The organism is Amycolatopsis camponoti (assembly GCF_902497555.1).
Taxonomy (GTDB): domain Bacteria; phylum Actinomycetota; class Actinomycetes; order Mycobacteriales; family Pseudonocardiaceae; genus Amycolatopsis; species Amycolatopsis camponoti.
Genome location: NZ_CABVGP010000001.1, coordinates 1844264 through 1869584 on the forward strand (window position 1 = coordinate 1844264; position 25321 = coordinate 1869584).

The 25321-nt window shown below is 71.9% G+C and carries 22 protein-coding genes; 12 read left to right on the forward strand and 10 right to left on the reverse strand.

Features of this window, described 5'->3' with window-relative positions:
* The first annotated feature begins 10 nt into the window (after positions 1-10).
* The gene (locus AA23TX_RS08900) at positions 11-745 is read left to right on the forward strand and encodes a ferritin-like domain-containing protein (protein ID WP_155542085.1); all 735 of its coding nucleotides are present in this window, start codon (positions 11-13) and stop codon (positions 743-745) included.
* Here AA23TX_RS08900 and AA23TX_RS08905 read toward each other — a convergent pair.
* Entirely contained in the window at positions 742-1281 is a 540-nt protein-coding gene (locus AA23TX_RS08905) for a TetR/AcrR family transcriptional regulator (protein ID WP_155542086.1), read from the reverse strand. The two genes, AA23TX_RS08900 and AA23TX_RS08905, sit on opposite strands and share 4 nt — an antisense overlap.
* Positions 1282-1359: 78 nt before the next feature.
* On the opposite strand from AA23TX_RS08905, the gene AA23TX_RS08910 reads away from it, so the two are divergent.
* Together AA23TX_RS08910 and AA23TX_RS08915 are read left to right on the forward strand one after the other, a co-directional pair.
* A complete protein-coding gene (locus AA23TX_RS08910; RefSeq protein WP_196425242.1) occupies positions 1360-1983 on the forward strand; it encodes an FMN-dependent NADH-azoreductase in 624 nt (207 codons plus the stop codon).
* Positions 1971-2291: a DMT family transporter gene (locus AA23TX_RS08915; protein WP_155542087.1), complete on the forward strand. Its 321-nt coding sequence runs from the start codon at positions 1971-1973 to the stop codon at positions 2289-2291. The genes AA23TX_RS08910 and AA23TX_RS08915 overlap by 13 nt, the downstream gene beginning before the upstream one ends.
* Before the next feature lie 83 nt (positions 2292-2374).
* On the opposite strand, the gene AA23TX_RS08920 is transcribed toward AA23TX_RS08915, so the two are convergent.
* Complete coding sequence (locus AA23TX_RS08920; protein WP_155542088.1) at positions 2375-4390, reverse strand: prolyl oligopeptidase family serine peptidase; 2016 nt, start codon at positions 4388-4390, stop codon at positions 2375-2377.
* A gap of 263 nt (positions 4391-4653) precedes the next feature.
* On the opposite strand from AA23TX_RS08920, the gene AA23TX_RS08925 reads away from it, so the two are divergent.
* Positions 4654-5610, forward strand: coding sequence for a neutral zinc metallopeptidase (locus AA23TX_RS08925; protein ID WP_155544332.1), 957 nt, complete (start codon positions 4654-4656; stop codon positions 5608-5610).
* On the opposite strand, the gene AA23TX_RS08930 is transcribed toward AA23TX_RS08925, so the two are convergent.
* The gene (locus AA23TX_RS08930) at positions 5603-6175 is read right to left on the reverse strand and encodes a TIGR03086 family metal-binding protein (protein ID WP_196425243.1); all 573 of its coding nucleotides are present in this window, start codon (positions 6173-6175) and stop codon (positions 5603-5605) included. The two genes, AA23TX_RS08925 and AA23TX_RS08930, sit on opposite strands and share 8 nt — an antisense overlap.
* A gap of 77 nt (positions 6176-6252) precedes the next feature.
* On the opposite strand from AA23TX_RS08930, the gene pdxR reads away from it, so the two are divergent.
* The 3 genes from pdxR to AA23TX_RS08945 all read left to right on the forward strand — a co-directional run bounded on the left by pdxR (position 6253) and on the right by AA23TX_RS08945 (position 8635).
* Positions 6253-7659 carry a MocR-like pyridoxine biosynthesis transcription factor PdxR gene (pdxR, locus tag AA23TX_RS08935; RefSeq protein WP_155542090.1) on the forward strand — a complete coding sequence of 469 codons (1407 nt, stop codon included), beginning with the start codon at positions 6253-6255 and terminating at the stop codon, positions 7657-7659.
* Positions 7656-8102: a hypothetical protein gene (locus AA23TX_RS08940; protein ID WP_155542091.1), complete on the forward strand. Its 447-nt coding sequence runs from the start codon at positions 7656-7658 to the stop codon at positions 8100-8102. Before pdxR ends, AA23TX_RS08940 begins: the two co-directional genes overlap by 4 nt.
* A 101-nt stretch (positions 8103-8203) precedes the next feature.
* Positions 8204-8635 (forward strand): CBS domain-containing protein, encoded by a 432-nt coding sequence (locus AA23TX_RS08945; RefSeq protein ID WP_155542092.1) that lies wholly within the window; start codon positions 8204-8206, stop codon positions 8633-8635.
* 76 nt (positions 8636-8711) lie between these two features.
* Here the strand turns inward: AA23TX_RS08945 and AA23TX_RS08950 are convergent, their stop codons facing one another.
* Positions 8712-12224, reverse strand: a complete 3513-nt coding sequence (locus AA23TX_RS08950) for a DEAD/DEAH box helicase (protein WP_230862400.1) — start codon at positions 12222-12224, stop codon at positions 8712-8714.
* Positions 12225-12324: 100 nt separating this feature from the next.
* Positions 12325-13881 carry a DUF4139 domain-containing protein gene (locus AA23TX_RS08955; protein WP_155542093.1) on the reverse strand — a complete coding sequence of 519 codons (1557 nt, stop codon included), beginning with the start codon at positions 13879-13881 and terminating at the stop codon, positions 12325-12327.
* Between the two features lie 84 nt (positions 13882-13965).
* Between AA23TX_RS08955 and AA23TX_RS08960 the strand changes: the two genes are divergently transcribed.
* The 3 genes from AA23TX_RS08960 (at position 13966) to AA23TX_RS08970 (ending at position 17897) form a co-directional block, all read left to right on the forward strand.
* The gene (locus AA23TX_RS08960; RefSeq protein ID WP_155542094.1) at positions 13966-15774 is read left to right on the forward strand and encodes a Xaa-Pro dipeptidyl-peptidase; all 1809 of its coding nucleotides are present in this window, start codon (positions 13966-13968) and stop codon (positions 15772-15774) included.
* The gene (locus AA23TX_RS08965) at positions 15774-16436 is read left to right on the forward strand and encodes a YdcF family protein (protein WP_155542095.1); all 663 of its coding nucleotides are present in this window, start codon (positions 15774-15776) and stop codon (positions 16434-16436) included. Before AA23TX_RS08960 ends, AA23TX_RS08965 begins: the two co-directional genes overlap by 1 nt.
* Positions 16437-16499: 63 nt before the next feature.
* Positions 16500-17897: an FAD-binding oxidoreductase gene (locus AA23TX_RS08970; RefSeq protein ID WP_155542096.1), complete on the forward strand. Its 1398-nt coding sequence runs from the start codon at positions 16500-16502 to the stop codon at positions 17895-17897.
* 1 nt (position 17898) lies between these two features.
* On the opposite strand, the gene AA23TX_RS08975 is transcribed toward AA23TX_RS08970, so the two are convergent.
* Both AA23TX_RS08975 and AA23TX_RS08980 read right to left on the reverse strand, forming a co-directional pair.
* Complete coding sequence (locus AA23TX_RS08975) at positions 17899-18540, reverse strand: response regulator (protein ID WP_155544334.1); 642 nt, start codon at positions 18538-18540, stop codon at positions 17899-17901.
* Entirely contained in the window at positions 18537-19652 is a 1116-nt protein-coding gene (locus AA23TX_RS08980; protein WP_155542097.1) for a sensor histidine kinase, read from the reverse strand. The genes AA23TX_RS08975 and AA23TX_RS08980 overlap by 4 nt, the downstream gene beginning before the upstream one ends.
* 94 nt (positions 19653-19746) lie before the next feature.
* Here AA23TX_RS08980 and AA23TX_RS08985 point away from each other — a divergent pair, with 94 nt between their 5' ends.
* Together AA23TX_RS08985 and AA23TX_RS08990 are read left to right on the forward strand one after the other, a co-directional pair.
* Positions 19747-20601 (forward strand): M23 family metallopeptidase, encoded by an 855-nt coding sequence (locus AA23TX_RS08985; RefSeq protein ID WP_155542098.1) that lies wholly within the window; start codon positions 19747-19749, stop codon positions 20599-20601.
* A gap of 158 nt (positions 20602-20759) precedes the next feature.
* Positions 20760-21869: a DUF4192 domain-containing protein gene (locus AA23TX_RS08990; RefSeq protein WP_155542099.1), complete on the forward strand. Its 1110-nt coding sequence runs from the start codon at positions 20760-20762 to the stop codon at positions 21867-21869.
* A gap of 345 nt (positions 21870-22214) precedes the next feature.
* Here the strand turns inward: AA23TX_RS08990 and galE are convergent, their stop codons facing one another.
* The 3 genes from galE to AA23TX_RS09005 all read right to left on the reverse strand — a co-directional run bounded on the left by galE (position 22215) and on the right by AA23TX_RS09005 (position 25279).
* Positions 22215-23189, reverse strand: coding sequence for a UDP-glucose 4-epimerase GalE (gene galE / locus AA23TX_RS08995; RefSeq protein ID WP_155542100.1), 975 nt, complete (start codon positions 23187-23189; stop codon positions 22215-22217).
* Between the two features lie 192 nt (positions 23190-23381).
* On the reverse strand, positions 23382-24566 hold the full coding sequence (gene galK / locus AA23TX_RS09000) for a galactokinase (RefSeq protein ID WP_155542101.1): 1185 nt from the start codon (positions 24564-24566) through the stop codon (positions 23382-23384).
* Complete coding sequence (locus tag AA23TX_RS09005) at positions 24563-25279, reverse strand: iron-dependent transcriptional repressor DtxR (RefSeq protein ID WP_155542102.1); 717 nt, start codon at positions 25277-25279, stop codon at positions 24563-24565. Before AA23TX_RS09005 ends, galK begins: the two co-directional genes overlap by 4 nt.
* Between the last annotated feature and the right edge of the window lie 42 nt (positions 25280-25321).

Genomic DNA, 25321 nt, shown 5'->3' on the forward strand with positions numbered 1-25321 from the left:
ATCGGGTTCGATGAACTGGTTGCGGGAATTCGAAGCGGAAGCCGAGTGCCGACGCCGTCGCGAGGATCCGCCCTGGGCGCGCGGGGCCCGGCTGCACCCCGACGTCGCGCGCAGCATCCAACGGTTCCAGGTCGGCGAGGCCGGGGACGGCGCCAACCTCATCGCCAAGGCCGGCGACGGCGACTACCTCGCCGCCGTCCGGCTCTTCGTCGCCGAAGAGCAGAACCACGCGCGGATGCTCGCCGCGCTCCTCGGCGCCGCCGGAGTGCCCACCATCGCGACGCATTGGTCCGACACCGTGTTCGTGTGGTTGCGGCGGGCACTCGGGCTGCGGCTGGAGCTGATGGTGCTGCTCATCGCCGAGGTCGTCGCGCTGCGGTACTACCGCGCCCTGCGCGACGGCGCCGGCGACCCGCTCGTCACGCAGGTCGCCGCCCGGATCCTCGCCGACGAGGAACGGCACGTGCCCTTCCACTGCCACCGGCTGCGGGTCGGGTTCGCGGGCTTGGCGAAACCGGTGCGTGCCGCGGTGTTCGGGGCCTGGCGGGTGCTGCTGCTCGGCGTCGCGGTCACCGTCGCCGCCGACCACGGGCCCGCGCTGCGCCGGCTCGGCGTCGGCCGGCTCGTCTTCGTCGCCGACGTGCTCACGGCCTTCGAAGCCGCCCTTGCGCGGATCCGTGGTGAAGAGCCGAAACCGCAGCGCGTGTACGTCCCGAAGCGGGCCCGGCCACGTGGGCTCGACTAGAGGAGGCCGGCCAGTTCCCGCAGCGACGCCGTGATCCGCTCCGGCGACACGCCTCGCGCGCGCTGGTGCAGGTACAGCTCCGGCGCGAGCGGCGCCAGCAGGATGTCGGCCAGGACGTCGGGGTCGGGGGCTCCCGCCGCCAGGACCCGGACGTGCGTGCGCCAGAAGCCGTACGCGCCCGTCGTGAAGCGGGAGTGGCCCACCTCCGTGCCCAGCACCAGGTGCGCGTGCCGCTCCAGCAGCTCCACCATCGCCGCGTAGAACGCCGCCAGCCGCTCGGCCGGCGGCGCGCCCGGGCCCAGTGGCGGGTCGCCGCGCAGCAGCGACTCCTGCAACCGGCGTTCGTGCTCGTCCAGGAGGGCGACGGCGATCGACGCGCGGTCCGGGTAGCGGCGGTAGAGCGTTCCGCGGCCGACGCCGGCCGCGCGGGCGATGTCCTCCATCGTCACGTCGGCCGCGCCGTGGGCGGTGAACAGCTCGTCGGCCGCCGCGAGGATCTTCGCGCGGTTGCGGGCGGCGTCGGCGCGTTCGGGCATGGCGTGAGCCTAGGGAATAAGCGGACAAGACGTCCAGTTGACCTCAAGTGGACGCCGTGTCCACTTGAGGAGGAAATCGTGAGCCACCTGCTGCACCTCGACTCCAGCGCCCGCCGCGCGTCGTTCTCGCGCGAGCTGTCCGCGCGCTACGCCGCCACCTGGGCGGGCACCCGCACCTACCGCGACCTCGCCGCCGACCCGGTCCCGGTGATCGGTGAGGCCTGGACCGAAATCTGCGACGCACTCCTGACCGCGAGCATCACCAATCCCGCGCACTACGCCGACGTCGTCGAGACGCCGGCGCAGAAGCAGGCTTGGGCGATTGTCGAACCGCTGCTGACCGAACTGCTCGAAGCCGACGTCGTCCTGATCGGCGCGCCGATGTACAACTTCTCGATCCCCGCCGCGCTCAAGACGTGGATCGACCAGGTGACGTTCCCGCGAATGTCCCTGCGGGGCAAGGCGTTCGTCGTCGCCGGCGCCCGCGGCGGGACGTATGCGCCCGGGACGCCCAGAGCCCCGTTCGACCACCACGAGCGCTACCTGCGCGACTTCTTCGCCGGGCACTACGACGTCGACGACGTCCGGTTCGTGCACGCCGAGCTGACCAACGCCCTGGTCGACCCGCACCTCGCCGCGCGCGAAGCCGACCGCGTGGCTTCCCGTCGTCAGGCTCTCGAAGGCGTCTCATGGGCTGGGTGACGCTCGTCTGCGCCGGGCTCGTCGAGATCGCCTGGTCGCAGAGCATCAAGCCGACGGAGAGCTTCACGAAGCCGTGGCCGACGCTGCTGTGCTTCGTGCTCGGCGCCGCCGCGGTGTACCTGCTCTCGCGCGCGATGGACACCGTCCCGGTGGGCACCGCCTACGCGGTGTTCACCGGGATCGGCGCCGTCGGCGCGATCGTGCTCGGCGTCGTCGTGACCAAGGACCCGCTCAGCGTCGGCCGGGTGGCCGCGCTGGCCCTGATCGTCGGCGGCGTCGTGCTCGCGCACGTTACTGATCCGACCTAAAGTAGGCCGGCCCCTGAGCGGCAGGCAACCGTTGCCACGAAAGCCATCCGGCCGTGACTGTGGTCGGATTGGTAACCAACGGCTCAGTACTTCGTGAGCTGCTCCCACAGGAACTCGAACACCAGCGCCCACTTGAACGCCAGCTGCTCGTTGTCGGCCGCGGCGCCGTGGCCGCCTTCGATGTTCTCGTGGTAGCGGACGTCGTGCCCCTGCTCACGCATGCGCGCCACCATCTTGCGGGCGTGGGCGGGGTGCACGCGGTCGTCGCGCGTGGACGTCACGAACAGCGAAGGCGGGTACGCGCGTCCACTGTGGACGTTCTGGTACGGCGAGTACTTCGCGATGAACTCCCACTCGGCCGCTTCGTCGGGGTCGCCGTACTCGGCCATCCACGACGCGCCGGCCAGCAGCAGGTGGTAGCGCCGCATGTCCAGCAGTGGCACCTGGCTGACGATCGCGCCGAACCGCTCCGGGTAGCGCGTCAGCATGACGCCCATCAGCAGGCCGCCGTTGCTGCCGCCCTGGATGCCGAGCTTTTCCGGCGTCGTGATGCCGCGCTCGACCAGATCCGCGGCCACCGCGGCGAAGTCCTCGTACACGCGGTGGCGGTGCGCCTTGATCGCCTGGGTGTGCCAGCTCGGCCCGTACTCGCCGCCGCCGCGGATGTTCGCGACGACGTACGTGCCGCCGCGCGCGAGCCAGCCGCGGCCGATCATCCCGCTGTAGGACGGCGTCAGCGAGACCTCGAAGCCGCCGTAGCCGGTCAGCAGCGTCGGTCCGCCTTCGGCGCCCGAGGGCCGGACGACGAAGTACGGGATCTTCGTGCCGTCCTCCGACGTCGCGAAGTACTGCGCGACCTCCATGCCCGAAGCGTCGAAGAACGCCGGAGCCTGCTTCAGCACTTCGACCTCTTCGCCGACGTGTCCGTAGCTCAACGTCGACGGCTGGAGGAAGCCGCTGGAGTTGATCAGGTACTCGTCGCTGACGTCGGGGTCGGTGTCGAAGATGTCCGCGCTGCCGAACTCCGGCCCGCCGGACAGCGGCTCTTCGGCCCAGCCGTCCGGGCCCGGTGTCAGCGTGCGCAGCTCGGTGCGGACGTCGCGCAGCGTGCCGAGCAGCAGGTGGTGGCGCGTCCAGGCCCAGTAGTCGAGCGAGGTGTGGTCGTCGGGCGTGAAGAGCGTCGTGAAGGCGCGGTCGCCGGCCATGAAGTCGTCGAACCGGATGCCGATCAGCGACCCCGCCGGGTGCTCGGTGCCGCCGGTCGTCCACGCCGTGCGCGGCCGGACCAGCAGCCACTCGCGGTGGACGGACGCGCTCGCGTCGTCGGGGACGTCGATCTTGACCAGCGCTTCGGGCGTCCGCAGGTACAGCTCGGAACGGTAGAAGTCGACGGAGCGGCTGACGAAGTCGCGTTCGAAGCCTTCGGTCGGGTCGTGGGACGCGCCGATCGAGACGTCTTCGGGCTTGCCCTCGTAGACCGTCGTCGCCGCCTCGAGCGGCGTGCCGCGGCGCCACTCCTTGGCCAGCCGCGGGTAGCCGGAGCTGGTCAGCGTGCCTTCACCGAAGTCGGTGCCGATGTAGACGCGGTCCTCGTCGATCCAGCCGATCCGCGTCTTCGCCTCCGGCACGGTGAAGCCGCCCTCGACGAACTCGTGCGCGTCCAGGTCGAACTCGCGCACGACCGTGGCGTCCGCGCCGCCGCGGGACAGCTCGACCAGGCCGCGGCGGTAGTCCGGCCGCAGCACGGTCGCGCCCTGCCAGACCCAATTCTCGCCCTCGGCCTCGGCCAGCGCGTCGACGTCGAGCAGCAGCTCCCACTCGGGCTCGGGCCGCCGGTAGGACTCGAGCGTCGTGCGCCGCCACAGGCCGCGCGGGTGGCTCGCGTCCTGCCAGAAGTTGTAGAGGAGCTCCCCGCGGCGGCGCACGTACGGGATCCGGTCGTCGGCGTCGAGCACCTCGCGCAGCTCGTCACGCAGCTCGGCGAACCGGGGGCTTTCGGTCAGCTCGGCCAGCGTCTCGCCGTTGCGGGCGCGCACCCAGTCCAGCGCTTCCTCGCCGGTCACGTCTTCCAGCCACAGGTGGGGATCCTCGACACTCATGCCGACAGTGAACCTTATTCAGCCGTCGCCCGGCGCAACGGTCACGCAGGTGAGCGAAGTTTCGGCCCGTAGCGCCGTTCTGACCGGAACAAGGTTCAGTTTCGCCTGCTGGCGGTCCTGCCGGCCACCGGGCGGTGTTTTCGTTTCGTGATCCTCCCCTCTTCGGGTGTCCGTATGCTGGTGCCATCGAGCAGGGGGAGAACGTGACCGACACCGACGGCTCGGGACGTCCGGGCGAGTCCGGGCCGCCACCACCGCCGCCGATGGTGGCCCGGTCTCCCGAGCCCGCGTGGGTGCCCGAACCGAACCCCTGGGCGCCGAACTGGGCCGCCGCACCCCCGGTCCCGATCGCCCCGCCGCGCAACCGGCTCTGGGGCGCGGTCGCCGGCGTCATGATCGTCGTGCTGGCGATCTCGCTGATCGCGGCCACCATCCCGCACCGGGTCGACGGGCACGCGTTCGTGGCGCAGGGCGTCGACACCGGCCGCGCGTACAGCGGCGGCTCGGACGGGAAGCCCGCGAAGGCCGTGCCCGAGCTGGCCCGCAACCCGCTGCTCTCCGACGGCATCACGCCCGGACCCGCCACGTGCTCGCTGCCCGATCTCGGCCGGGCCGCCGACCAGCTCAAGGCCTACTACGGGGCGCTCGTCGACTGCCTGGAGCAGTCGTGGCGCCCGGCCCTGCGGAAGGCGAACGAGCCGACGCTGACCGCGACCGTCTCGGTGACCTTGCCCGAGCACAGCGCGTGCGGCGAAGCGCCGACGAAGAACGAAGCCGTCGCCTACTACTGCGGCGGCGACACCACGATCTACGCCCCGACCGACTGGATGCTGTCGGACGCCGGGCTCAACAAGGCGCGGCACATCGCGACGATCGCCCACGAGTACGGGCACCACGTGCAGCGCGAGAGCGGCATCCTGTCCGCGGCGGCGGACAAGATGACCTCGCCGAACGAGGACAGCGCGGCCGACAAGGAGGTCGTCCGCCGGATCGAGCTGCAGGCGAACTGCTTCGGCGCGCTGTTCCTGGCCGCGGTCGCCGGCTCGGGCTCGGTCAGCCGCTCGCTGGCGAACGCCGCCGTCGCCGACTACGGCCGCGCCAACGACAGCGACACCCACGGCTCGCGCGCGCACCAGCTGTCCTGGGCGAAGGCCGGCTACGACGTCAAGACGACGAAGGCGTGCGACACGTGGAGCGCCGGGCCCGGCGACGTCAGCTGACCGTCCACGCCGGGTCGCGGCCGAGGAGGGCGAGGAACCGGTCGAGTTCGCTCGCGTCCGCTTCGGGCTCGACGCGGTGCGCGAACGAGCCGTTCTTCTCGCGGCCTTCGTCGGGGATGCGCCCGGCCAGTTTCAGCGCGACGTGCACGGCTTCGGCGTCCGGCTCGTAGGGCAGGCCGAGCGCGCGGGCCAGGTCCCACCCGTGCGCGACGGTGTCGACGAGGTGCATGTGCGCGGCGACCGTCCCGGGGAACGTGCCGAAGTGGTTGATCGTGAGCTGCCGGTCGAGCACGGCGTCGTCGGCCATGGCGGCGAGGAAGTCGTCGACGGAAGCCCGGTACGCGGCGGGGGCGTCGTCGCCCAGGTCGCCGGCGTCCCAGTCCGGGGCCGAGCCTTCGCGGGCCGCGGTCGCGAACGCGTGGTTCTCGCTGACCTGGTGGCGGAGGAGGTCGGCCAGGGTCCAGCCGGCGCACGGGGTGGGGCGGGCGAGGTCGGCGGGCGTGACGGTGGCGACAAGCTTGTCGAGCACGAGCAGGCTGCGGCGGTCGAGTTCGCGGCGATCCATGCTTCGCACGCTAGGCGGGGGAGCGGACCACGAACAGTGCCAAAGCTCGACCACTTCCAGTGTGCCAATCTGGAGCGATGGACGTCCACATCGACCTGTCCGGGACGCGCGGGCACCGCGACGCGATCTACCGGCAGCTGCGCGCGGCGATCCTGGACGGCCGGATCCGGTCCGGTGACGCGCTGCCGCCGACGCGGGAGCTGGCGCAGCGGCTGGCGGTCTCCCGGACGACGGTCAGCGCGGCGTACGACCGGCTCACCGCCGAGGGGTTCCTCGCCGGACGCGTCGGCGCGGGTACGTTCGTCACGGCCTCGTCGCTGACCCGGCCCGCGCCGTCCTCGGTTTCGGGGGTGCGGCCGCTGCCGGAGTGGGACGCGGTGCCGTCGCCGCCCGCGCCGTTCGCCCCGGCGCCGGAGTTCGACTTCCGGCCCGGCGTCCCGGACCTGACGCGGTTCCCGTTCGACACGTGGCGCCGGCTCGTCACGCAGCGGCTGCGCGCGGGCCAGGCCGACCTGATGACCTACGGCGACCCGCAGGGTCTCCCCGCGTTGCGCGCCGAGATCGCGCGGCACATCGGGGTGTCGCGCGACGTGCGGGCGAGCGCGGCCCAGGTCGTCGTCACCGCCGGCGCCCAGCAGACGACCGACCTGGTCGGGCGCGTGCTGCTGCGCGCGGGGGACGTGGCCGCCGTCGAGGACCCCGGTTACCCGCCGCCGCGGCTGGTGCTGGCCGCGCGCGGCGTGCGGGTCGCGCCGGTGCCGGTGGACGCGTCCGGGATCGTCGTCCGCGCCATCCCGGCCGGGACGCGGCTGGTGTACGTGACGCCGTCGCACCAGTACCCGCTGGGGTTGTCGATGTCGCTGGAGCGGCGGCTCGAGCTGCTCGATTGGGCCGAGCGGAACGACGCCGTGCTCGTCGAGGACGACTACGACACCGAGTTCCGCTACACCGGCCGGCCGCTGGAACCGTTGCACAGCTTGGATTCCCGTGGCCGGGTCGTGTACGTCGGCTCGTTTTCGAAGGTGCTCTCCCCGGCACTGCGGCTGGGCTTCCTGGTCGCGCCGCCGTCGCTCGTGCCGTCGCTGGTGAAGGCCCGGTACCTGACCGACTGGCACGCGCCGAACGTCGAACAGGCGGCGCTGGCGGCGTTCATGGCCGAGGGCGGCTTCGCGCGGCACGTCCGGCGGATGCGGAAGGTCTACCGCGAACGGCACGAGCTGCTGTCGTCGCTCCTCCGGGACTTCGATTTCCTGACGCCGCTGCCGTCTTCCGCGGGCTTGCACCTGAGCGCGTCCGCTCCGGTGGATCTGTCGCCTTTGGTCCGCCGCGCGCGCCGCGACGGCGTCCGGCTGTACTCGCTGGGGGACTTCGCCGTGGGGGAGCGGCGGCACGGGCTCGTGTTCGGCTACGGTGCGGTCGCGGCCGAGCGGATCGGCCCGGGGCTGGCCCGGCTGCGGGCGCTGGCGGACGAGGGAGCGGCATGACCGACGACGTGATGGTGGCGATCGACGCCGGCCTGCGGCAGCACATCGGCGGCGACCGCGCGGGCGCGTACGCGACCTTCACGGAGCTGTGGGCGTCGATCGGGCCGGACGGCGACCCGCTGCACCGCGTCGCGCTGGCGCACCACCTGGCCGACGTCTGCGACGACCCGGCGGAGGAGCTGGAGTGGGACCTGCGCGCGCTGGCGGCGGCGGACTCGCTGACCGACTCGCGGGCCCAGGAATACCACTCGTCGCTGGCCGTGCGCGGGTTCTACCCGTCGCTGCACCTCAACCTGGGCGAGGACTACCGCAAACTGGGTGATCTCGCGGCGGCGCGCGAGCAGCTGGAGCTGGCCCGGCGCCGTCTGGACGCCCTGTGCGACGACGACTACGCGGCCGGCATCCGCCTGGCTTTGGACGGCCTGGCCGAACGTCTCGGCTGAAACTTTTTCATACCACGAATTCGCCCCGTTTGCCGGACTTTCGCGCACGTCCCGGTGCCCTTACCCTGTGGTGATCCAGCTCACCGACGGGAAGGATCGCCATGCGGATTGCGGATCTGCTGCGCAAGAAGGGGTCGGCGGTCGCAACGGTCACCCCGGAGACCACGGTGACCGCGCTGCTGGCCGGCCTGGCCGAAAACAACGTGGGCGCGATGGTGGTCGTCGCCCCGGACGGATCGATAGCGGGGATCGTGTCGGAACGAGACGTGGTCCGGCGCCTGAACGAGCACGGTCCGGGCCTGCTGGACGGGCCGGTGTCGGAGATCATGACGAAGCTGGTGGCGAGCTGCACACCGGATGATTCGGTGGACCAGCTGTCGGTGCTGATGACCCAGCGCCGCATCCGCCACGTCCCGGTACTGGCCGACGGCCGCCTCGCGGGAATCATTTCCATCGGGGACGTGGTGAAGAACCGGATGGAGCAGCTGGAGCAGAGCCAGGAACAACTGGAGGCCTACATCTCCCAGGGCTGACGTCCGGTCACGACGGACGAACGCGGGCGCTCACCCGATGCCGGGTGAGCGCCCGCGGTGCGTCGCGGACCGGGTGTCACCGCCCGACCGGTGCGGAATGGGGCAAGTGCGCGGCCAGCGTCTTGAAATACCGCCACCGCGCCCATTCCCGGTGATCGCCGATCACGTAGAGCCGTCGCTTGGCGCGGCTCACGGCGACGTTGAGCAGGTTGGGTTTGCTCGAAGCCCAGTTGCGGGCGCCCGGCCGGTCGGGCGCACTGCCGAGCACCAGGATCACGATGTCGGCCTGCTTGCCCTGGGCGGTGTGCACCGTTCCGGCCACCAGCCCACGGTGACGGCCGGCGCGCATGGCGACCTGGCGGGCGATGTCCCGGAACGGGCCGATCACCATGACCTCGGACATGTCGAAGTCCAGCCGCGTCAACGTTTCGAGGATGCGATCGAGCTGACGGCCCTCGTCGGGGATCCAGTGTCCCTGCGCACTGTCGCCGGTCACGTCGATCCACTTCGACGCCGGGAGATCCGGATAGGATTCGGCGAACTTCCGGCCCAAGGCCGGCGAGGTGCCGTCGATCATGAGACCGTCGTAGGCGACCGTGTTGACGATGTGGAACATCGGCTGGTCGCACCGCCGGTGCACGGTCAACGGGACCCCGACCCACGTCTCGCCCTCGTCGTCACGCAGCGGGGTGCCCAGCCTGGTGAGCCGGTCGGCCAGGCGCTGGACCGACGTCTGGCTGGTCAGCCACTGCTCGTCGACGCCCAGTTCGGCGCGGATCGCCTGCTCGGCGCGGAAAGGCAATGTGGTGATCGGCTCCAGCTGGAGGGGGTCGCCGACGACGAGTGCGCGGCGCGTCCGCCACAGGGCGCCGACCGCGTTCTGCGGCGTCGCCTGCCCGGCTTCGTCGATGAGGAGCCAACCCAGAGCCTCCTTGCCGAGACGGCCGAACAGGCGCGCGTAGGACGCGAACGTCGTCGAAACGACCGGGACCACGAAGAAGAGACTCTGCCACGCGACCCGGATCGCCTCGGCCGGCGCGTCACGAGGTGCGTCGCCGCTGAGAACGTCCATGGCGGCCTGGAGGTTTTGCCGCACCTTGGTGGCCGCGTGCCGCATGAATGCCTTGTGCAGCGCCAAAGCGGCGAACAGCAGTTCGCTTCGCGTGGTGTTCCAGCCGGCGTCGGTCCACAGTGCGCTCGACTCCCGGCGTTCGCGATCCTCCCACCAGGTGTCGTCGGGGAAGTGCGGACCGAGCGCGATCTTCGCTTTCTCGATCAGATCGGTGCTCGCGGAAAGCTCGCGCTCGTCGGCTTGCAGGCGCTGCTGTGCCTCAGCCCGGGCCTGGAGCCCGGTGGACAGCTCCTGGTCGGCGAGCGCCACCTCCCGGCGGGCCGCGACCAGCGGTCGGTAGTCGACGTCCGGCAGGGGGATGCCGGCGGTCACCGTGGCGCGCGCCTCGCTCAGCTCGCGCACCGCGTCGTCGAACGCGCGCTGAGCGGTGGTGACCTCCCACTGGACGGCCTCGCGACTCCGCTGCGCCGCCGCCAGCTCCTGCCTGGCCGCGCCTTCCTGGTTGACCAGCCGATCGTGGTGCCAGGCCCATTGCTTGCGCGCACGCCCCAGTGTCCGCAGCTGGTCCCAGGTCCCGGGCAGGGCCGACCGGTGGGCGAGGAGGGCCTGCTCCCGGCCGTCCAGCTCGGCTCGTCGTGTCCGCACGGTCCGTTCGGCTTCGGCGAGACCGGCCGTGCCGATGCGCTCGAGGTCCGACCGGCGCGCCTCGACGAACCGTTCCGCGTGGACGACGCGGTCACGGGCCAGTTCCTCCAGCTCGGCTCGGCGGCTCTGAGCAATGCCGAGTGCCTCGGTGGCCCGGGTTTTCTCCTCGCCGATGGCTGCTGTGCGCCGGGCTTCCGCTTTCGCTACTCGCGTGTCCGCGGTCGACACGTCTTCGTGCCGGCGGACCACGCTCTTCCGCAACCGCGGAAGGCGTTGCCCGGCTTGGTGGAACTCCGCGCGTTCGGCCCGGCCGGCGGCGACGCGGGCTTCGACGGCCCGGAACTCGCGGACGGCCGCGGACCAGGACTGCTCGGGTATTTCTTGCTCGTAGCCCTTGAGCACGGACAGCAGGCCGTACCACGCGTCGTCCGCTTCGGGGTCGTCCGGAGTGTGGTACCAGAACGTGCTGACGAACCGGCCGCGGTTGCCCTTGTTCCCCAGCCGAGCCGCCATCAGCGCCCAAGCCGGGTGGTCGGACGGCGCGTCGTGCGGCTTCCGCGGGTCGGCCTCGGGGTCCGGTGCGAGCAACGCGGTGGCGATGGCGGGGAAGTAGTCGACGGCGGCCGCCCGGTCCGCCCAGTTCTCGTCGATGGCGGACGCGGCCGGGATCTCGTCGGTGACGTTCTGCACGGCGCCGTTGTTCGCCGAGGCAACGACGATCTCGAAGCCGGTGAGTTCCGGACGCCAGTGGGACAGCGCCCGTTTGCGGTCCCCGGTGCGCCACGTCGATTTCCGGCCGGTGAAGGCGTCGCCGGGCTCGGGCAGCGCGGCCAGCTCGTGGGCGCGTCGCACCACCAGACCCGCGATGAGGTCGCGCAGCATCGTGGTCTTGCCGGTGCCGGGTGGGCCGTTGACGCCCATCACGCCACCCTCGTCCGCCGTCCGCAGCGCCGTGCTCACCGCCAGCTGCTGGTTGAGCGCGAGCGCGTGCTCCGGTTTGCTCGGCCAGCGGCCGTCCGGCACGGCGTCGGGGGCCGTCGCGGCCAGCACGACGTCGGGATTGGTGCGCACGTCGACGCGCTCGGCCGTGCGCAATGCGGCGTGCGGCAGCAGGTAATCGTGCAGCGCGGCGCCGAAGTGGCCTTCGGCCACCCGGCGGGAGACGTGGTCGAGGTCGTCCAAGATGAAGCTGTTGAGGAAGTCGTGACCGGCCACGTCGTCCGCCTTGCGCCGGGCGACGATCTGGCTGCTGATCCGGATCTCCGGGCTGGACAGCGTCCCGGCCGTTCCGGCGGCGGCGACCGCGGCGGCCAGGCATTCGGTGAGCGCTTCGTGGTCGAGCACCTGCGGGACGTACTGCAGGGCTTCGCCCTCCACGTGCAGCTCGTCGGTCACCAGATCCCGCCACGCGCCGGAGAAGCGGAGCAGGTCGTCCTGGAAGAGCGCCGGCCAGTCCGGCTCGCAGCGGTGATCGCGTACGACCTGACCGGTCGCCCACGCGCAGCAGGACAGGACTTCGGAGTCGAGCAGGGCGCATCCGTCTTCGTTCACGACGAAGGCGGCGAGCGCGCTGTCCCCCGTGGGGCGCTCGTCGTAGCTGTCCTTGTCCGGTTCGAAGACGCGCGCCAATGCCTCGAACACCTCGTCGAGGCGGTAGACGCCCAGATAGACGACGTGTCGCCAGGCCTGGTGCGGGAGCAGTTTCCGGCGTGCGAGGTCGTGCTCGGGGTCCCACGGCAACGGCTGGCCCGGACGGACGCCGAACACCGCCTTCTCCCGGTTGACTTTGTCCACCGTCTGCGGGCTGAACATTTCCACGGTGCGCCAGAACTCGACGATCTCCGCTCGCGCGGCGTCCGCCCCCGTTTTCACCCTGACTCCGATCGTCGATTCCGCCGCTCTCCCGGCGTCGCGCATCGTAGCGTTTTCCGGCCCGTTGTTTCGGCTTTCCGGGAATCGGGATCGGTCCGGGCTACTCGCGCCAGCCGGAGAGTTCCACGCCCTTCGCGACATCCACCCGGTAGGACAACGTCACCGTCTTGCTCTCACCCGCCCCCAGCGTCAGCTTCCACGTGAGCTCACCCAGCGCCGACGTCTCCACCGGCTCCGGCGAAGTCTTCACATCCCGCACCGTGATCGTGTCGTCCCGGGAAACCGGTGCCTGATCAAGCACCGTGACCTCGGCCGAGCGCGGCCCGTGGTTCGTGACGGAAATCCGGTACTCCGCCTCACGCCGCTTCTGCCCCGACAAAGTCGCCTTCGACGCCGTTCGCCGAACCAGCTCCCGCTCGACCCGGATCCGGTCGTCCACCCCCAACGCCAGCTCCAGTTCCTCCCCGGGCGCCCACGCGTCCAACGTCGTCGTCCCCACGAACTCGGTGTCGTGGAAAACCGAAGCGCGCCCGGGCCGCAACGCGAACGAAGACGTATTGACGACCGTTGCCCGCAGATAAGCCTCTTCGGCCAACAGCGGTGCCGTCACGTAACCCAAAACCGCCGTCAACGAAAGCTCGGCCAACGTCGTCCGATGCCCCTCGGCCCCGGAAGGCACCGCCACCGGACGCGACGGCCGGTACGTCACCGCCGTCGTCCCCTGCTCGACCGCGGCGAACTTCGGTGCCATCGGAGCAGCGGCCGCCGCCGCGAACCGCATTCGCGAACCTTCCGGGATCCCGCCGCCCGAACCGCCGTACGCCGCCGCGGGGGTCGCCGGGACCGGGTGGACGCGGTCCAGGTACCACGGCGAAAGCTCCGGCACCACCACCGAAATCGCCGGCCGCGCCGTCGACAGGGCCAGTTCGCACTCCGGCCAGTCCTCGCCCGTGTACTGGCTGACCAAGCCGTACGACACCACGGTGACGGAAGTGTCGCGGACGCGGACGTCGTAGCCCGGCTGCCAGCTCGCGCCCTGGACCACATAGGACAGTTCCAGCTCGGCCGACCCCGACGTATCCGCGATCTCCAGCTCCACGACGACCGTCGTACTGTCCTGATAGGACTGTGCGCGGTGGGACTCGATCCGCCGATCCAAGGCGGCGAGGTCTTCCCGCAGCCGGGTGATCCGCTCGCTCAACACCCGCCGGGCCTTCAACGCCGACGCCAGCCGCGCACTCAGCGCGTCGGTCACTTCGGCGACGCGCGACGGCTCGGCGGTTCCGGCCGCCAGCGCCTTCGCGAAGCTGCCGCCGCTGCGCTTCGCGAGCGAAGTCAGCAAATCCACCTTCATGGTTTCGGCCGCTTCGTCGTCCACGACGCCGTCGAGCGTCGCCTGGTCCGCGCGTCGCTGCTCCACCAAAGCGCGCAACGCGGCGTCGGCCGGCGTCGCGTGCTGTTCGGTGCGCACGTCGACGCCGGTGATCAGCGCGGGACCGGTGCCGGTGACGCGCACGGACGCCGGGTCGAGGCCCGGCGGCAGCCCGGCGAAGGTCAGGCGCGGCCCGCCGTCGAGCGGTGCCTTGCCCCGGCGGGTGATCCGGGCCTGCTGCGGGTAGACGGTCACGGCGGCGATCGGCGCTTCCACGGTCGGCATGCCCCCGACGTTAGTCTCTTGACACTCCCGAGGCCGGGGCGGAAGTCTCGACAGTCGTCCGCTTCGCCCGGCTTGGGGGTTTGAGTGAAAGCCGCACGAACCGCAGTCCTGCTCCTCGCACTGGCCACCCTGCCGCTCGCGGCGGTCACCGCCGAAGCCGCCGATCCACCCGGCCCGGTCTTCACCGGCGGCCAGGCGCAGCCCGTGTTCGACCCGGCCGACGTCGTCCGCGAGGACGTCTGGGTCACCGCGCCCGTCGACAGCGACCACGACGGGACGGACGACCTCGTCCACGCCCAGGTCGTGCGCCCGCGCGCGACGCAGCAGGGCCTGAAGGTCCCCGTCGTCTACCAGGCGAGCCCGTACTACGCCGGCGGCAACGACGTCGCCAACCACGACGTCGACGTCGAACTGTCCGCGCCCGGGTACGCCCGCGAAGCCGAAGGCCCGCGCGTCGCCGCGCACGGGGTCGGCCCGGCCGCCCCGATCACCTGGCGCTACCAGGACTACTTCACCGCGCGCGGCTTCGCCGTCGTGTACGGCGAATCGCTCGGCAGCGGCCTCTCGACCGGCTGCCCGACCACGGGTGACGTCAACGAGACGATCGGCGCCCGCTCGGTCGTCGACTGGCTCAACGGCCGCGCACCCGCCCGTGACGCCGCCGGCGCCGCGGCGAAGGCGGACTGGAGCACCGGCAAGACCGGCATGATGGGCGTGTCCTACAACGGGACGCTGCCCAACGCCGTCGCGAGCACCGGCGTCGAAGGCCTCGAGACGATCGTGCCGATCGCCGCCATCTCCAGCTGGTACCAGTACTACCGCAACGACGGCGCCGTCGTGGCCGCCGGCGGCTACCAGGGCGAGGACGCCGACGTGCTCGCCGAGTACGTCTACACCCGCGCGGACCGGCAGGTCTGCCGCCCGGTGATCGACGGGCTCACCCGCGACCAGGACCGCGTCACCGGCGACTACACGCCGTTCTGGGACGTCCGCAACTACCGCAACGACGTCGCGAAGGTCCACGCGTCGGTCCTCGCGGTGCACGGCCTCAACGACTGGAACGTCAAGACCGACCAGGTCGCCGAGTGGTACGAAGCGCTGAAGGCGCACGGGGTCGAGCACAAGATCTGGCTGCACCAGTCCGGCCACGCCGACCCGTACTCGCTGCGGCGCGACGTCTGGCTCACGACGCTGAACAAGTGGATGTCGCACTACCTCTACGGGATCGACAACGGCATCCAGAACGAGCCGAAGGCGACGATCCAGCGCGAAGACCTGTCGTGGACCGACGAGGCCGACTGGCCGGCGCCGGGCACCGCCGACGTCCGCGTGTACCCGTGGCCGGGCGGCCGGTCGAAGGGCGCCATCGACACGCGCAACCCGGTGCCGGGCACGGCGGCCGTCGAAACGCTCGCCGACGACTCGTCGAAGACGGTCGAGCAGCTGGCCGGCCTGGCGTCGTCGGGCAACCGGCTGCTGTACGCCACTTCGGCGGCGAAGCAGTCCGTACGTCTCTCGGGCACCGTCCGGGCCGACCTGGCGCTGGCGTTCGACCGGCCCGCGGCGAACGTTTCGGTGATCCTGCTCGACCGCGCCGCCGACGGCACATCCCACATCATCAGCCGCGGCTGGACCGACCCGCAGAACCGCACGTCGCCGGCCCGGACCGAGCCGATCACGCCCGGGCAGACCTACCGGATCGGCGTCGAGCTGATGCCGAAGGACTACATCCTCGCGGCGGGCCACCGCCTGGAGTTCCTGCTGGCGTCCAGCGACCACGACTACACGCTGCGGCCGAAGCCGGGCGCGGGACTGGCGCTCGACCTGACCAAGACGTCGGTGACGCTCCCGGTCACGGGCGGGAAGCCGGCCCTGCGAGCCGCGTTCGGCTGATGCTGCCGGAGTACCTGGACGCCGACGTCCGCACGTTGTGGGACTACCACGACCTGCGGCACGAGCCCCGGCGGTCCGACGCCGGGATCGGGCTGGGCAGCCGCGATCCCGGCGTCGCCGTCCACGCGGCGGAGCTGTTCCACGCCGGACGGTTCCCGCTCGTGGTGTTCACCGGGGCCAACGCGCCGACGACGGTGGAGCGCTTCCCGCGCGGCGAAGCGGTCCACTACCGCGAGATCGCGCTGGAGCTCGGCGTGCCCGACGAGGCGATCCTGGTCGAACCCGCGGCGCGCAACACGGGGGAGAACATCGTGTTCACCCGCAAGCTGCTCGCCGAGCGGGAGATCCGGTCGGTGACGCTGGTGACGCGGCCGTACCAGCAGCGACGGGCCTACGCCACGGCGAAGCGGCTCTGGCCCGGCATCGACATCGTGTGCGCGTCGAAAGCGGCGTCGTTCGAAGACCACCTCAGCGGCGAGGAGGACGCCGACCGCGTGATCAGCATGCTCGTCGGCGAGACGCAGCGGATCACCGAGTACGCCGCGCGCGGCTTCGTGGTCCCGCAGGTCGTCCCGCCCGTGGTCGAGCGGGCATTCGGCCGGCTCGCGGCGGCGGGATTCACCCAGCGACTGCTGCTCACCGACCGTGGTGACGATCGCTGACGGTAACGATCTTCGCAGGTCAGGCGACTTATGTGCGTTCGATCCGCTGTGAGAGGACTCGCCATGACCTCGACCGCCGAACCCACCTTGGAGAGCCTGCGCACCCGGCTGTCCGGAGCCGTCCTCACCGCCGGGGAACCCGGCTACGACGTCGCCCGGTCGGTCTGGAACGGGGAGATCGACCGCCACCCTGCCGTCGTCGTCCGGCCCGCCGGGCCTGCCGACGTCGCGACGGCGCTCACCTACGCCCGCGAAGCCGCCCTCGACGTCTCGGTGCGCGGCGGCGGCCACAACTACGGCGGTGCGGCCGTCGTGGACGGCGGCCTCGTGCTGGACCTGAGCTCCCTCGACGCGATCAGCGTCGACCCCGCCGGCCGCACCGCGCGCTGCGGCGGCGGCGCGACGTGGGCCCAGCTCGACGCCGCCACGCAGGAGCACGCGCTCGCGGTGCCGGGCGGCACGATCAGCCACACCGGCGTCGGCGGCCTGACCCTCGGCGGCGGCTTCGGCTGGCTCACCGGGAAGCACGGCCTGTCCTGCGACAACCTGCTCTCGGCCGAGGTCGTCACGGCCGGCGGCGACGTCCTGCGCGCGTCCGCCGAGGAGCACCCCGACCTGTTCTGGGCGCTGTGCGGAGGCGGGGGCAACTTCGGGGTCGTCACCGAGTTCGAGTTCCGGCTGCACCCCGTCGGCCCGCTCGTCCACCTGGGCCTGTTCTTCTGGGGCCTCGAGGACGGCGTCGCCGCGCTGACCCAGGCCCGCGAGGTGCTCGCGACGTTGCCCGGCGAGATGGGCGCGCTCGTCGCCGGGCTCAACGCGCCGCCGGCGCCGTTCGTCCCCGAGCGTCACCACTTCCGGCCCGGCTACGCCCTGCTGGTCGCCGGGTTCTCGGGGGAGGCGCAGCACGCCGAGGCGGTCCGGGCGGCGCGGTCCGGGCCGGCGCCGCTGTTCGAGTTCGTCTCGCCGATCCCGTACGTGGAGCTGCAGCGGATGCTCGACGACGCCGCTCCGTGGGGGATCCTCGGCTACGAAAAGGCCGCCTACGCCGACGGGTTCACCGACGAGGTCATCGAGGTGATCGCGGACTTCCTGCCGCGCAAGACCTCACCGATGTCGATCATGCCGATCTTCTCGATGCGCGGTGCCTTCACGGAGGTCGACGACGACGCGACGGCGTTCGGCGGCCCGCGGCGGGAGAGCATCCTGATCAACATCGACTCGCTCGCGACCGAACCGGAGCCGTTCGCCGCGGACCGCGCGTGGGTGCGCGAGTTCTGGGAGGCGCTCGTGCCGTTCTCGTCCAACTCGGCGGGGTACGTCAACTTCATGGCCGAGTACGAAGCCGACCGGGTCCGGACCTCGTACGGTCCCGCGAAGTACGAACGGCTCGCCCGGATCAAGGCGGACTACGACCCGCGGAACGTGTTCCACCACAACGCGAACATCCCGCCCGCGAGGTGAGTCAGTCCGCGATGCCCGTCCGGTAGGCGAAGGCGACGGCCTGCGCGCGGTCCCGCAGCCGGGCCTTGGTGAACAGGTGGTTCACGTGGGTCTTCACGGTCGCTTCGCTCACCACGAGCGTGCGCGCGATCTCCGTGTTCGACAGGCCCGCCGCGATCAGCCGCAGCACCTCGATCTCGCGGGCGGTCAGGCCTTCGATCTCCTTGACCCGCGTGGGTGTGCTGCGGGTGGCGGCCTCGACGAGCCGCCGCTGCAGTTCACCATCCACTGTGGACTGTCCGGCGGCCGCCGAGCGCAGCGCCCTGGCGATCGCCTCGGCGTCGGCGTCCTTCGTGAGGAAACCGCGGGCGCCGGCGCGCAGCGCGGCCAGCAGCGACTCGTCGTCGGCGTACGTGGTCAGCACGACGACCTCGGTGCCCGGGTGCTCGGCGCGGATCCGCTCGGTGGTCTCGACGCCGTCGCAGCGCGGCATCCGCAGGTCCACGAGCACGACGTCGGGGTGGTGCTCGGCGACGAGGTCGAGCGCGGCCAGGCCGTCGGCGGCGGCGCCGACCACCTCGACGCCCGGGAGCAGCCCGAGCAGCGTGACCAGGCCTTCCCGGACGACCGCCTGGTCGTCGGCCAGCACGACGCGCAGCGTCACGCCGGCACCGTCAGGTGAATCCGCCATCCGTCCTCCCCCGGCCCGCTCTCGAGCCGCCCGTCGAGCAGCGCGACCCGTTCGCTCATCCCGCGCAAACCGTAGCCTGCCGCCGGTGCGTCCGGCGGACGCCTGCCCTGCCGGTCGGCGACGGTCAGCGCGACGCTGCCCGCGCTGTAGTCCAGGGTGACGTCGACCTCGGCCTTCGTCGCGTGCTTGCGCGTGTTGACCAGCGCTTCCTGCACCGCGCGGACCAGGGCGGTACCGACCGCTGGGTCGAGCTCGCGCGGCTCGCCCTCGACCGTCAGGTCCGCGCGGGCCCCGCTGTCGAGCCGGTAGGCGGCGAGCAGGTCCGCGATCGTGCGTTCGACCGGGACGGCGTCCTCCCGCAGGGCCGCGACGGCCTTGCGGGCCTCGGCGAGGCCTTCCGACGCCAGCTTCTGGGCCCGTTCGACCTGGGCGACGGCGTCCGGGCTCGCCCCGTCGCGCACCAGCATGAGCCGCGCGCCCTGCAGGTTGAGGGACAGCCCGGCCAGCGAGTGCGCGAGGACGTCGTGCAGCTCGCGGGCGATGCGGGCGCGTTCGGCCAGCGCCGCCGCGCGGGCGTGCTCCTCGGTCGCCGTCTGCGCGCGGGCCAGTGCCAGCTCGGTCTGCTCGATCCGGGCCAGCCGGGTCCGCCGGTTCAGCCCCATCAGCGTGATCACGGCGAGGACCGCGTACGTCGACAAGGCACTTTCCCAGGGATCCTGGCGGATCACCCAGACCGCGGTGATCAGCGCGGCGTTCAGCGCGACCGCCAGCACGATCGGCACCGGGGACTGCCGCAGCACCACGAAGAACGTCGTGCTGAACATCGCCACCGACGCCCAGCTGCCGGGCAGGACCACCCACAGCGCACCCGCGGACGCGATCACGGCGAGCGCCAAGACCGCCGACGGTGTCCGGGCGCCGAGGTCTTGGATCCACGGCATCGGGATCGACAGGGCGAGGGTGACCACGATCAGCACCCAGGCGAGCGTGTGCGCGCGAGGCATCGCGGTGACCATCGGCACCGCGATGAGCGCCCAGCGCAGCCAGCCCTGTGCTGAGGGGAACTTGGCTCGTCGGGGCGTCATCCGGGTGTCCTCCGCAGGTGCTTGTACGGAAAATGTACCGACAGGAGCTTCGCTGTGCGGTGTCGAGATGTCCCGTTCGTCAGGAGGTTCCCCCATGTCCAGGTTGCGACGGCTCGCCGTGTTCGCCGCCGCCGCGGCGCTGCCCGCGCTCGGCCTCACCCTCGCCGGGCAGGCGACCGCGTCCGCCGCGCCGAACTTCCAGGTGCCGTTCAAGTGCGGGGTCACGGTGACCGCGGCGACGTTCAGCGGCCACAGCCCGGAGTACTCGGTCGACTTCCAGAAGTCGGGCATCACGGGCATGCCGGTGCTCGCCGCGGCGTCCGGCACGGTGACGCGGGTGGCCGACGAGGGCAGCACGAGCTACGGCAAGTGGGTCGAGGTCGACCACGGCAGCGGCTGGCGCACCCGGTACGCGCACCTGTCGGCCCAGGAGGTCTCGGTCGGGCAGTCGGTCGCCGGCGGCAAGGAGCTGGGGAAGGCGGGCGCGACCGGCGGGGTCACCGGCCCGCACCTGCACTTCGAAGAGCGGCTGAACGGTGTCGTGCAGAAGGCGAAGCTGAACGGCGTCGCCGTGCCGTACTACGGGCACACGGACTTCACGAGCAAGAACAACTGCGGCGGCAACCCGTATTCGGCCGAAGAGGTCTGCGGGTCGGGCTTCTCCGTCGTCGACCAGCAGGCGCTGGCGGGTTCGTCCGGCACGACGTACCTGCTGTACAACGCCTCGACCGCGGCGAACTGCGTGACGACGCTGAAGGCGACGTCGCTCGGCACGGCGAGCCCGGTCTCGGCGTTCCTCGAGGTCCAGGGCTCGGCGCGGGTGACCGACTCCGGCAGCTTCACCTACTACGCCGGGCCGGTGAAGAAGGCGGCCGGAGCCACCTGCGTGAAGTGGGGCGGCTCGGTCGGCAGCAACACCTACGAAAGCGGGTTCGAGCACTGCGGCTGAGCCGGACCGGTCGGTGGGGCCGGGCAGCATAGCCCGCCCCGCCGACAAGAACCCGCCGCCCGGCCGGCTCCCGGCCGGTTCCGTCCACATCGGCCCCGCCCATCCACAGATTTGCCGCCACCGCCCCAACCGGCCCCGGCCGGCCCCAAAGTGGAGGCATGACCACTGCCACCCCGACCGGCCGTCCGCCGGTCGACCTCCGAAGCTCCGCGCAGCTCCTGGCCGCGCTCCCTTACCTGGTCGGTTTCCGGCCCGCGAACTCCGTCGTCCTGCTCGGGCACCGGGGCGACCGCCTCGGCCTGGTGCTGCGCGGCGACCTCCCCCACCCGGACGACGATGTCCAGCAGGCCCGGGCCCTCGCTCCCCGGTTCGCTCTCGTCCCGCACACGGGCGTGACAGTGGTAGTGCTCGGCGGCCGCCGAAGACCCGGCAGCCCACCACCCCACGCGGGCTTCGTCGAGCTGCTGGCGGACGCCCTCGGCGAGGTCGGCCTCCCGGTGCTGCACGCGATGTGGGTGGCGGACATCGCCGAAGACGCGCCGTGGGGCTGCTACACGGACCCGGACTGCGGCGGCAAGCTGCCGGACCCCCGGGCGACCGTGATGGCGGCGATGGCGACGGAGAGCGGCTCGGTGGCGTTCGACAGCCGCCACGAGCTGGAGGCGTTGCTGGCTCCGCGTTCCCCGGAAGCCCTCGCTCGCCGGGCTGCGGCGATGACGCCGTCCTTGCCCTGGCCCGACGCGACGTGCGTGTCCGACGCGGCCTCGGTGATCCGAGCGGCGTTCGAGCGTCAGCGGCGCGGCTCGGAGCCGCCGACGGACGAGGAAGCGGTCCTGCTGGCGAACGCGCTGAAGGTCCCGGAAATCCGGGACGTGTGCCTGGCGATGGCGGTCCCACCCCACGCCCCGGCCGCGCGGGAAGCGGAACGCCTGTGGCTGACGCTCGTCCAGGAGCTCCCGGCGCCGGAACGCGCGGAAGCGGCGGCCCTGCTGGGCTACACGGCCTTCATGCGCGGCGACGGCACGTTCGCGGGCATGGCCTTGGAGAACGCGCTGGAGGCGAGACAGAACCACGTACTGGCCAGGCTGTTGTGGACGGTGCTGAACCACGGCATGTCGCCGGAACAGCTGCTGGGCCTGGCACTGGCCGCGGACCAGACCGGGTTGTCCGGTTTCGGCTTGGATCCGACGGACTTCACCGAGCCCGGCGTGTTCCTGCCACTGGGGGCCGCGTGCGGAGGTCTGGAGGATTCTCGAGCAAAGCCTTGAGCGGCGCCGGAGCCGGGGTGAAGGTCGGCGGTGGCTTCCGCTTGGGTGCCGGGCCAGGGTGAAGTGCCGGGCGTCGCGCTCGAACCTGGTCGGTTCGGGTGGGCGAAGGCTTCCGCTCCCGCGTTCGCGCGCGGGATTGCTCAAGCTTGTCGACCGCTGCGTGGGGCGGTGGCCGCCAAGTGTTCTGGTGGCCTCGGCTGTGCCGGGCTCGGGTGAGCTTTCAAGCGTCGCGCACGATCCCGGTCGCGGCGAAGCCGTCCGGTCCGGCATTGCCCGCGGGATCGCTCAGGGCTTGCCGGCCACTGCACAAGCGCGGCAGCCGACCAAGCCCCACCGACCTCAGCCCTACCGAGCCCGGGTGAACTCCCAAGCGTCCCGCACGATCCCGGTCAGCTCGGTCCGCTCCGGCTTCCAGCCCAGCTCTTCCCGTGCCCGGTCACTGGCCGCCACGAGGACCGACGGATCGCCCGCCCGCCGCGGTGCCACCTCGGCCGGGATCGGGTGGCCCGTCACCTCGCGGCACGCCTCGATCACCTCGAGAACGGAGAAGCCCGTGCCACTGCCCAGGTTGTAGATGCGGTGCGCACCCGCGGTGGCGTGCTTCAGCGCCAGCAGGTGCGCGTCGGCGAGGTCGGCGACGTGGATGTAGTCGCGGATCGCCGTGTGGTCCGGCGTCGGGTAATCGTCGCCGAAGATCTTGATCTGTTCGCGGTCGCCCGTGGCGACCTGGAGGACGAGGGGAATCAGATGGGTTTCCGTGGTGTGGCGCTCCCCGAACGCGCCGTACGCGCCCGCGACGTTGAAGTACCGCAGGCTCACCGCCGCCAGCCCGTGCGCGACGGCGAAGCTGGTGATCGCGTGGTCGATGGCCAGCTTCGTCGCGCCGTAGGTGTTGGTCGGCCGGGCCGGCGCGGATTCCGGGATCGGCGACTGCTCCGGCTCGCCGTAGGTCGCCGCGGTCGAGGAGAACACCAGGCGCGGCGTGCCGTGCTCGCGCATGGCCTCGAGCAGCCGCAGCGACGTGACGACGTTGCCTTCCCAGTACTTCGCCGGCTCTGTCATCGACTCGCCGACCAGCGACTTGGCCGCGAAGTGCAGCACGCCGTCGAAGCCCTCGCGCAGCAGGCTGCCCGCCACCTCCGCCGCGTCGCCCTCGACGAACCGCGCGTCCGGGTGGACGGCGTCGGCGTGCCCGGTGGACAGGTCGTCGACGACCGTGACCTGGTGCCCGGCCTCGATCAGCCGGGCGGCGCAGACACTGCCGACATACCCGGCTCCGCCCGTGACGACCAGCTTCAGGGCGTTGCTCTGCTCCGACACTTCCAGGCCTTCCTGCCGAGGGTGACTGTCCGCCACGGTGAGGCTTGTCCAGCCGTCGCCCGTCGCCTGCCATTCGTGCCGACCGGCGCTCCGCACGCGGGGCGCGACGGGCCGGCCCGAACAAGCCTCAGTCTTCCCCCATGGCGACGCGCGGGTCCGCGCGGGGGTTGCCCCGCACGGACCCGCGCGGCCTCAGAGCTCGTCGCGCCCGGCGCCGCGGGAAGGCACCGCGGTGAACATCCGCGGCCGCCGGTAGCCGGCCTTCTCGTACGCCGCTTCGACGGCCGCCTTGACCCCGTCCAGGTCGGCGTCGCGGACCAGCGCGATCGCCGAGCCGCCGAAACCGCCGCCGGTCATCCGGGAGCCGAGGGCGCCGGCCGCCCGCGCCGAGTCGACCGCGAGGTCCAGCTCGGCCGTGGAGATCCGGTAGTCGTCGCGCATGCTGACGTGCGAGGCGTCCAGGTACGGGCCGATGTCGGCCAGCCGGCCCGCGCGCAGCAGCTCGACCACTTCGAGGACCCGCTGGTTCTCGGTGACGACGTGCCGGACGAGCGGCACCAGGTCTTCGGGCAGCCGGTCGAGGGCCGCGGAGAGCCCGTCGACGGTGATGTCGCGCAGCGCCTTGACGCCGAGCAGCTCGGCGGCCCGCTCGGTGCCGCGGCGGCGCTCGCCGTACCCGCCCTCGGCGTGCGAGTGCTTCGTGCGGGTGTCCATGATCAGCACCTGCAGCCCGGCGTCGGCCAGGCCGAACGGCACCTGCTCCTGCTCACCCGACCGGACGTCGAGGAACAGCACATGGGATTCGGTGCAGCAGAGGGAGGCCGTCTGGTCGAGCAGGCCGGTGGGTGCCCCGACGAAGTCGTTCTCCGAACGCTGGACCCACCGCGCGACCTCGGGCCGCGTCGGGACGCGGTCACCGGGCGCGCCCAGCTCCAGCCCGGCCAGGCCCAGCAACGCCAGGGACACCGCGCACTCGAGCGCGTGAGAGGAGGACAGCCCCGCCCCCGAAGGCACGTCCCCGGCGATGACGACGTCCGCGCCGGCCGAAAAGCCCTGGTCGCGCAGTACCCAGGCGACCCCCGCCGGGTACGCGGCCCACCCGTCGACGGTGCCCGGCGCCAGGTCGGTGATCTTGAGGTCGCCGGAGCGCTGGAGTTGGCCGTCGTCGCCCAGGGTGGCCACGGACAGGACGCCGTCCTCGCGGGGGGACGCCGCCGCGGCCAGGCGGTGCGGCAGGGCGAACGGCAGGACGAAGCCGTCGTTGTAGTCGGTGTGCTCGCCGATCAGGTTGACGCGCCCCGGCGCGGACCACACGCCGGCGGGCTCGCCGCCGTGCACCGTGCGGAACGCCGCCGCGGCCTCCGAGGCCGGGCTCACCTGGCCAGCGCCAGGACGGCGTGCAGCGCGGAGCTGGCGACCTGGGCGGTGGTGTCCCCGCCGGTGACCTCGATGGTGCCGCCGTTGGCGCGGCCGATGGTGACCGTGCCGCCCGGCACGATGCCGACGGACTTGAGCTCGGTCATCAGCGACTCGTCCAGCTGGACGTGCTCGGCAATGCGCCGGATCTCGACGCGGCCGCCGCCGGTGCGGGCGAACTCGTCGAGCCGGACGAGGTCGGCCTCGGCGGGCGGTGCCGGGTCGCCGTCGCCCAGCTTGTCCAGACCGGGGATCGGGTTGCCGTAGGGGGAGGTGGTCGGGTGGTCGAGCAGCTTGACCAGCTTGCGCTCGACGGCCTCGCTCATCACGTGCTCCCACCGGCACGCCTCGTTGTGCACGTGCTCCCACTCGAGCCCGATGACGTCGACGAGGAGGCGCTCGGCCAGGCGGTGCTTGCGCATGACGGCGATGGCCAGTTCGCGGCCGTGGTCGGTCAGCTGGAGGTGCCGGTCGTCGGCCACCACGACCAGCCCGTCGCGCTCCATGCGGGCGACGGTCTGGCTCACGGTCGGGCCGCTCTGCTGCAGGCGCTCGGCGATGCGGGCGCGCAGCGGGACGACACCTTCTTCTTCGAGTTCGTAGATCGTACGCAAGTACATCTCGGTGGTGTCGATGAGATCGTTCACGCTGTCCCCTTCGTCCGCGTTGCTCATCGTAGTCGTTGACCCCGACAGCAGCGGCGGGCCTTGGAGATA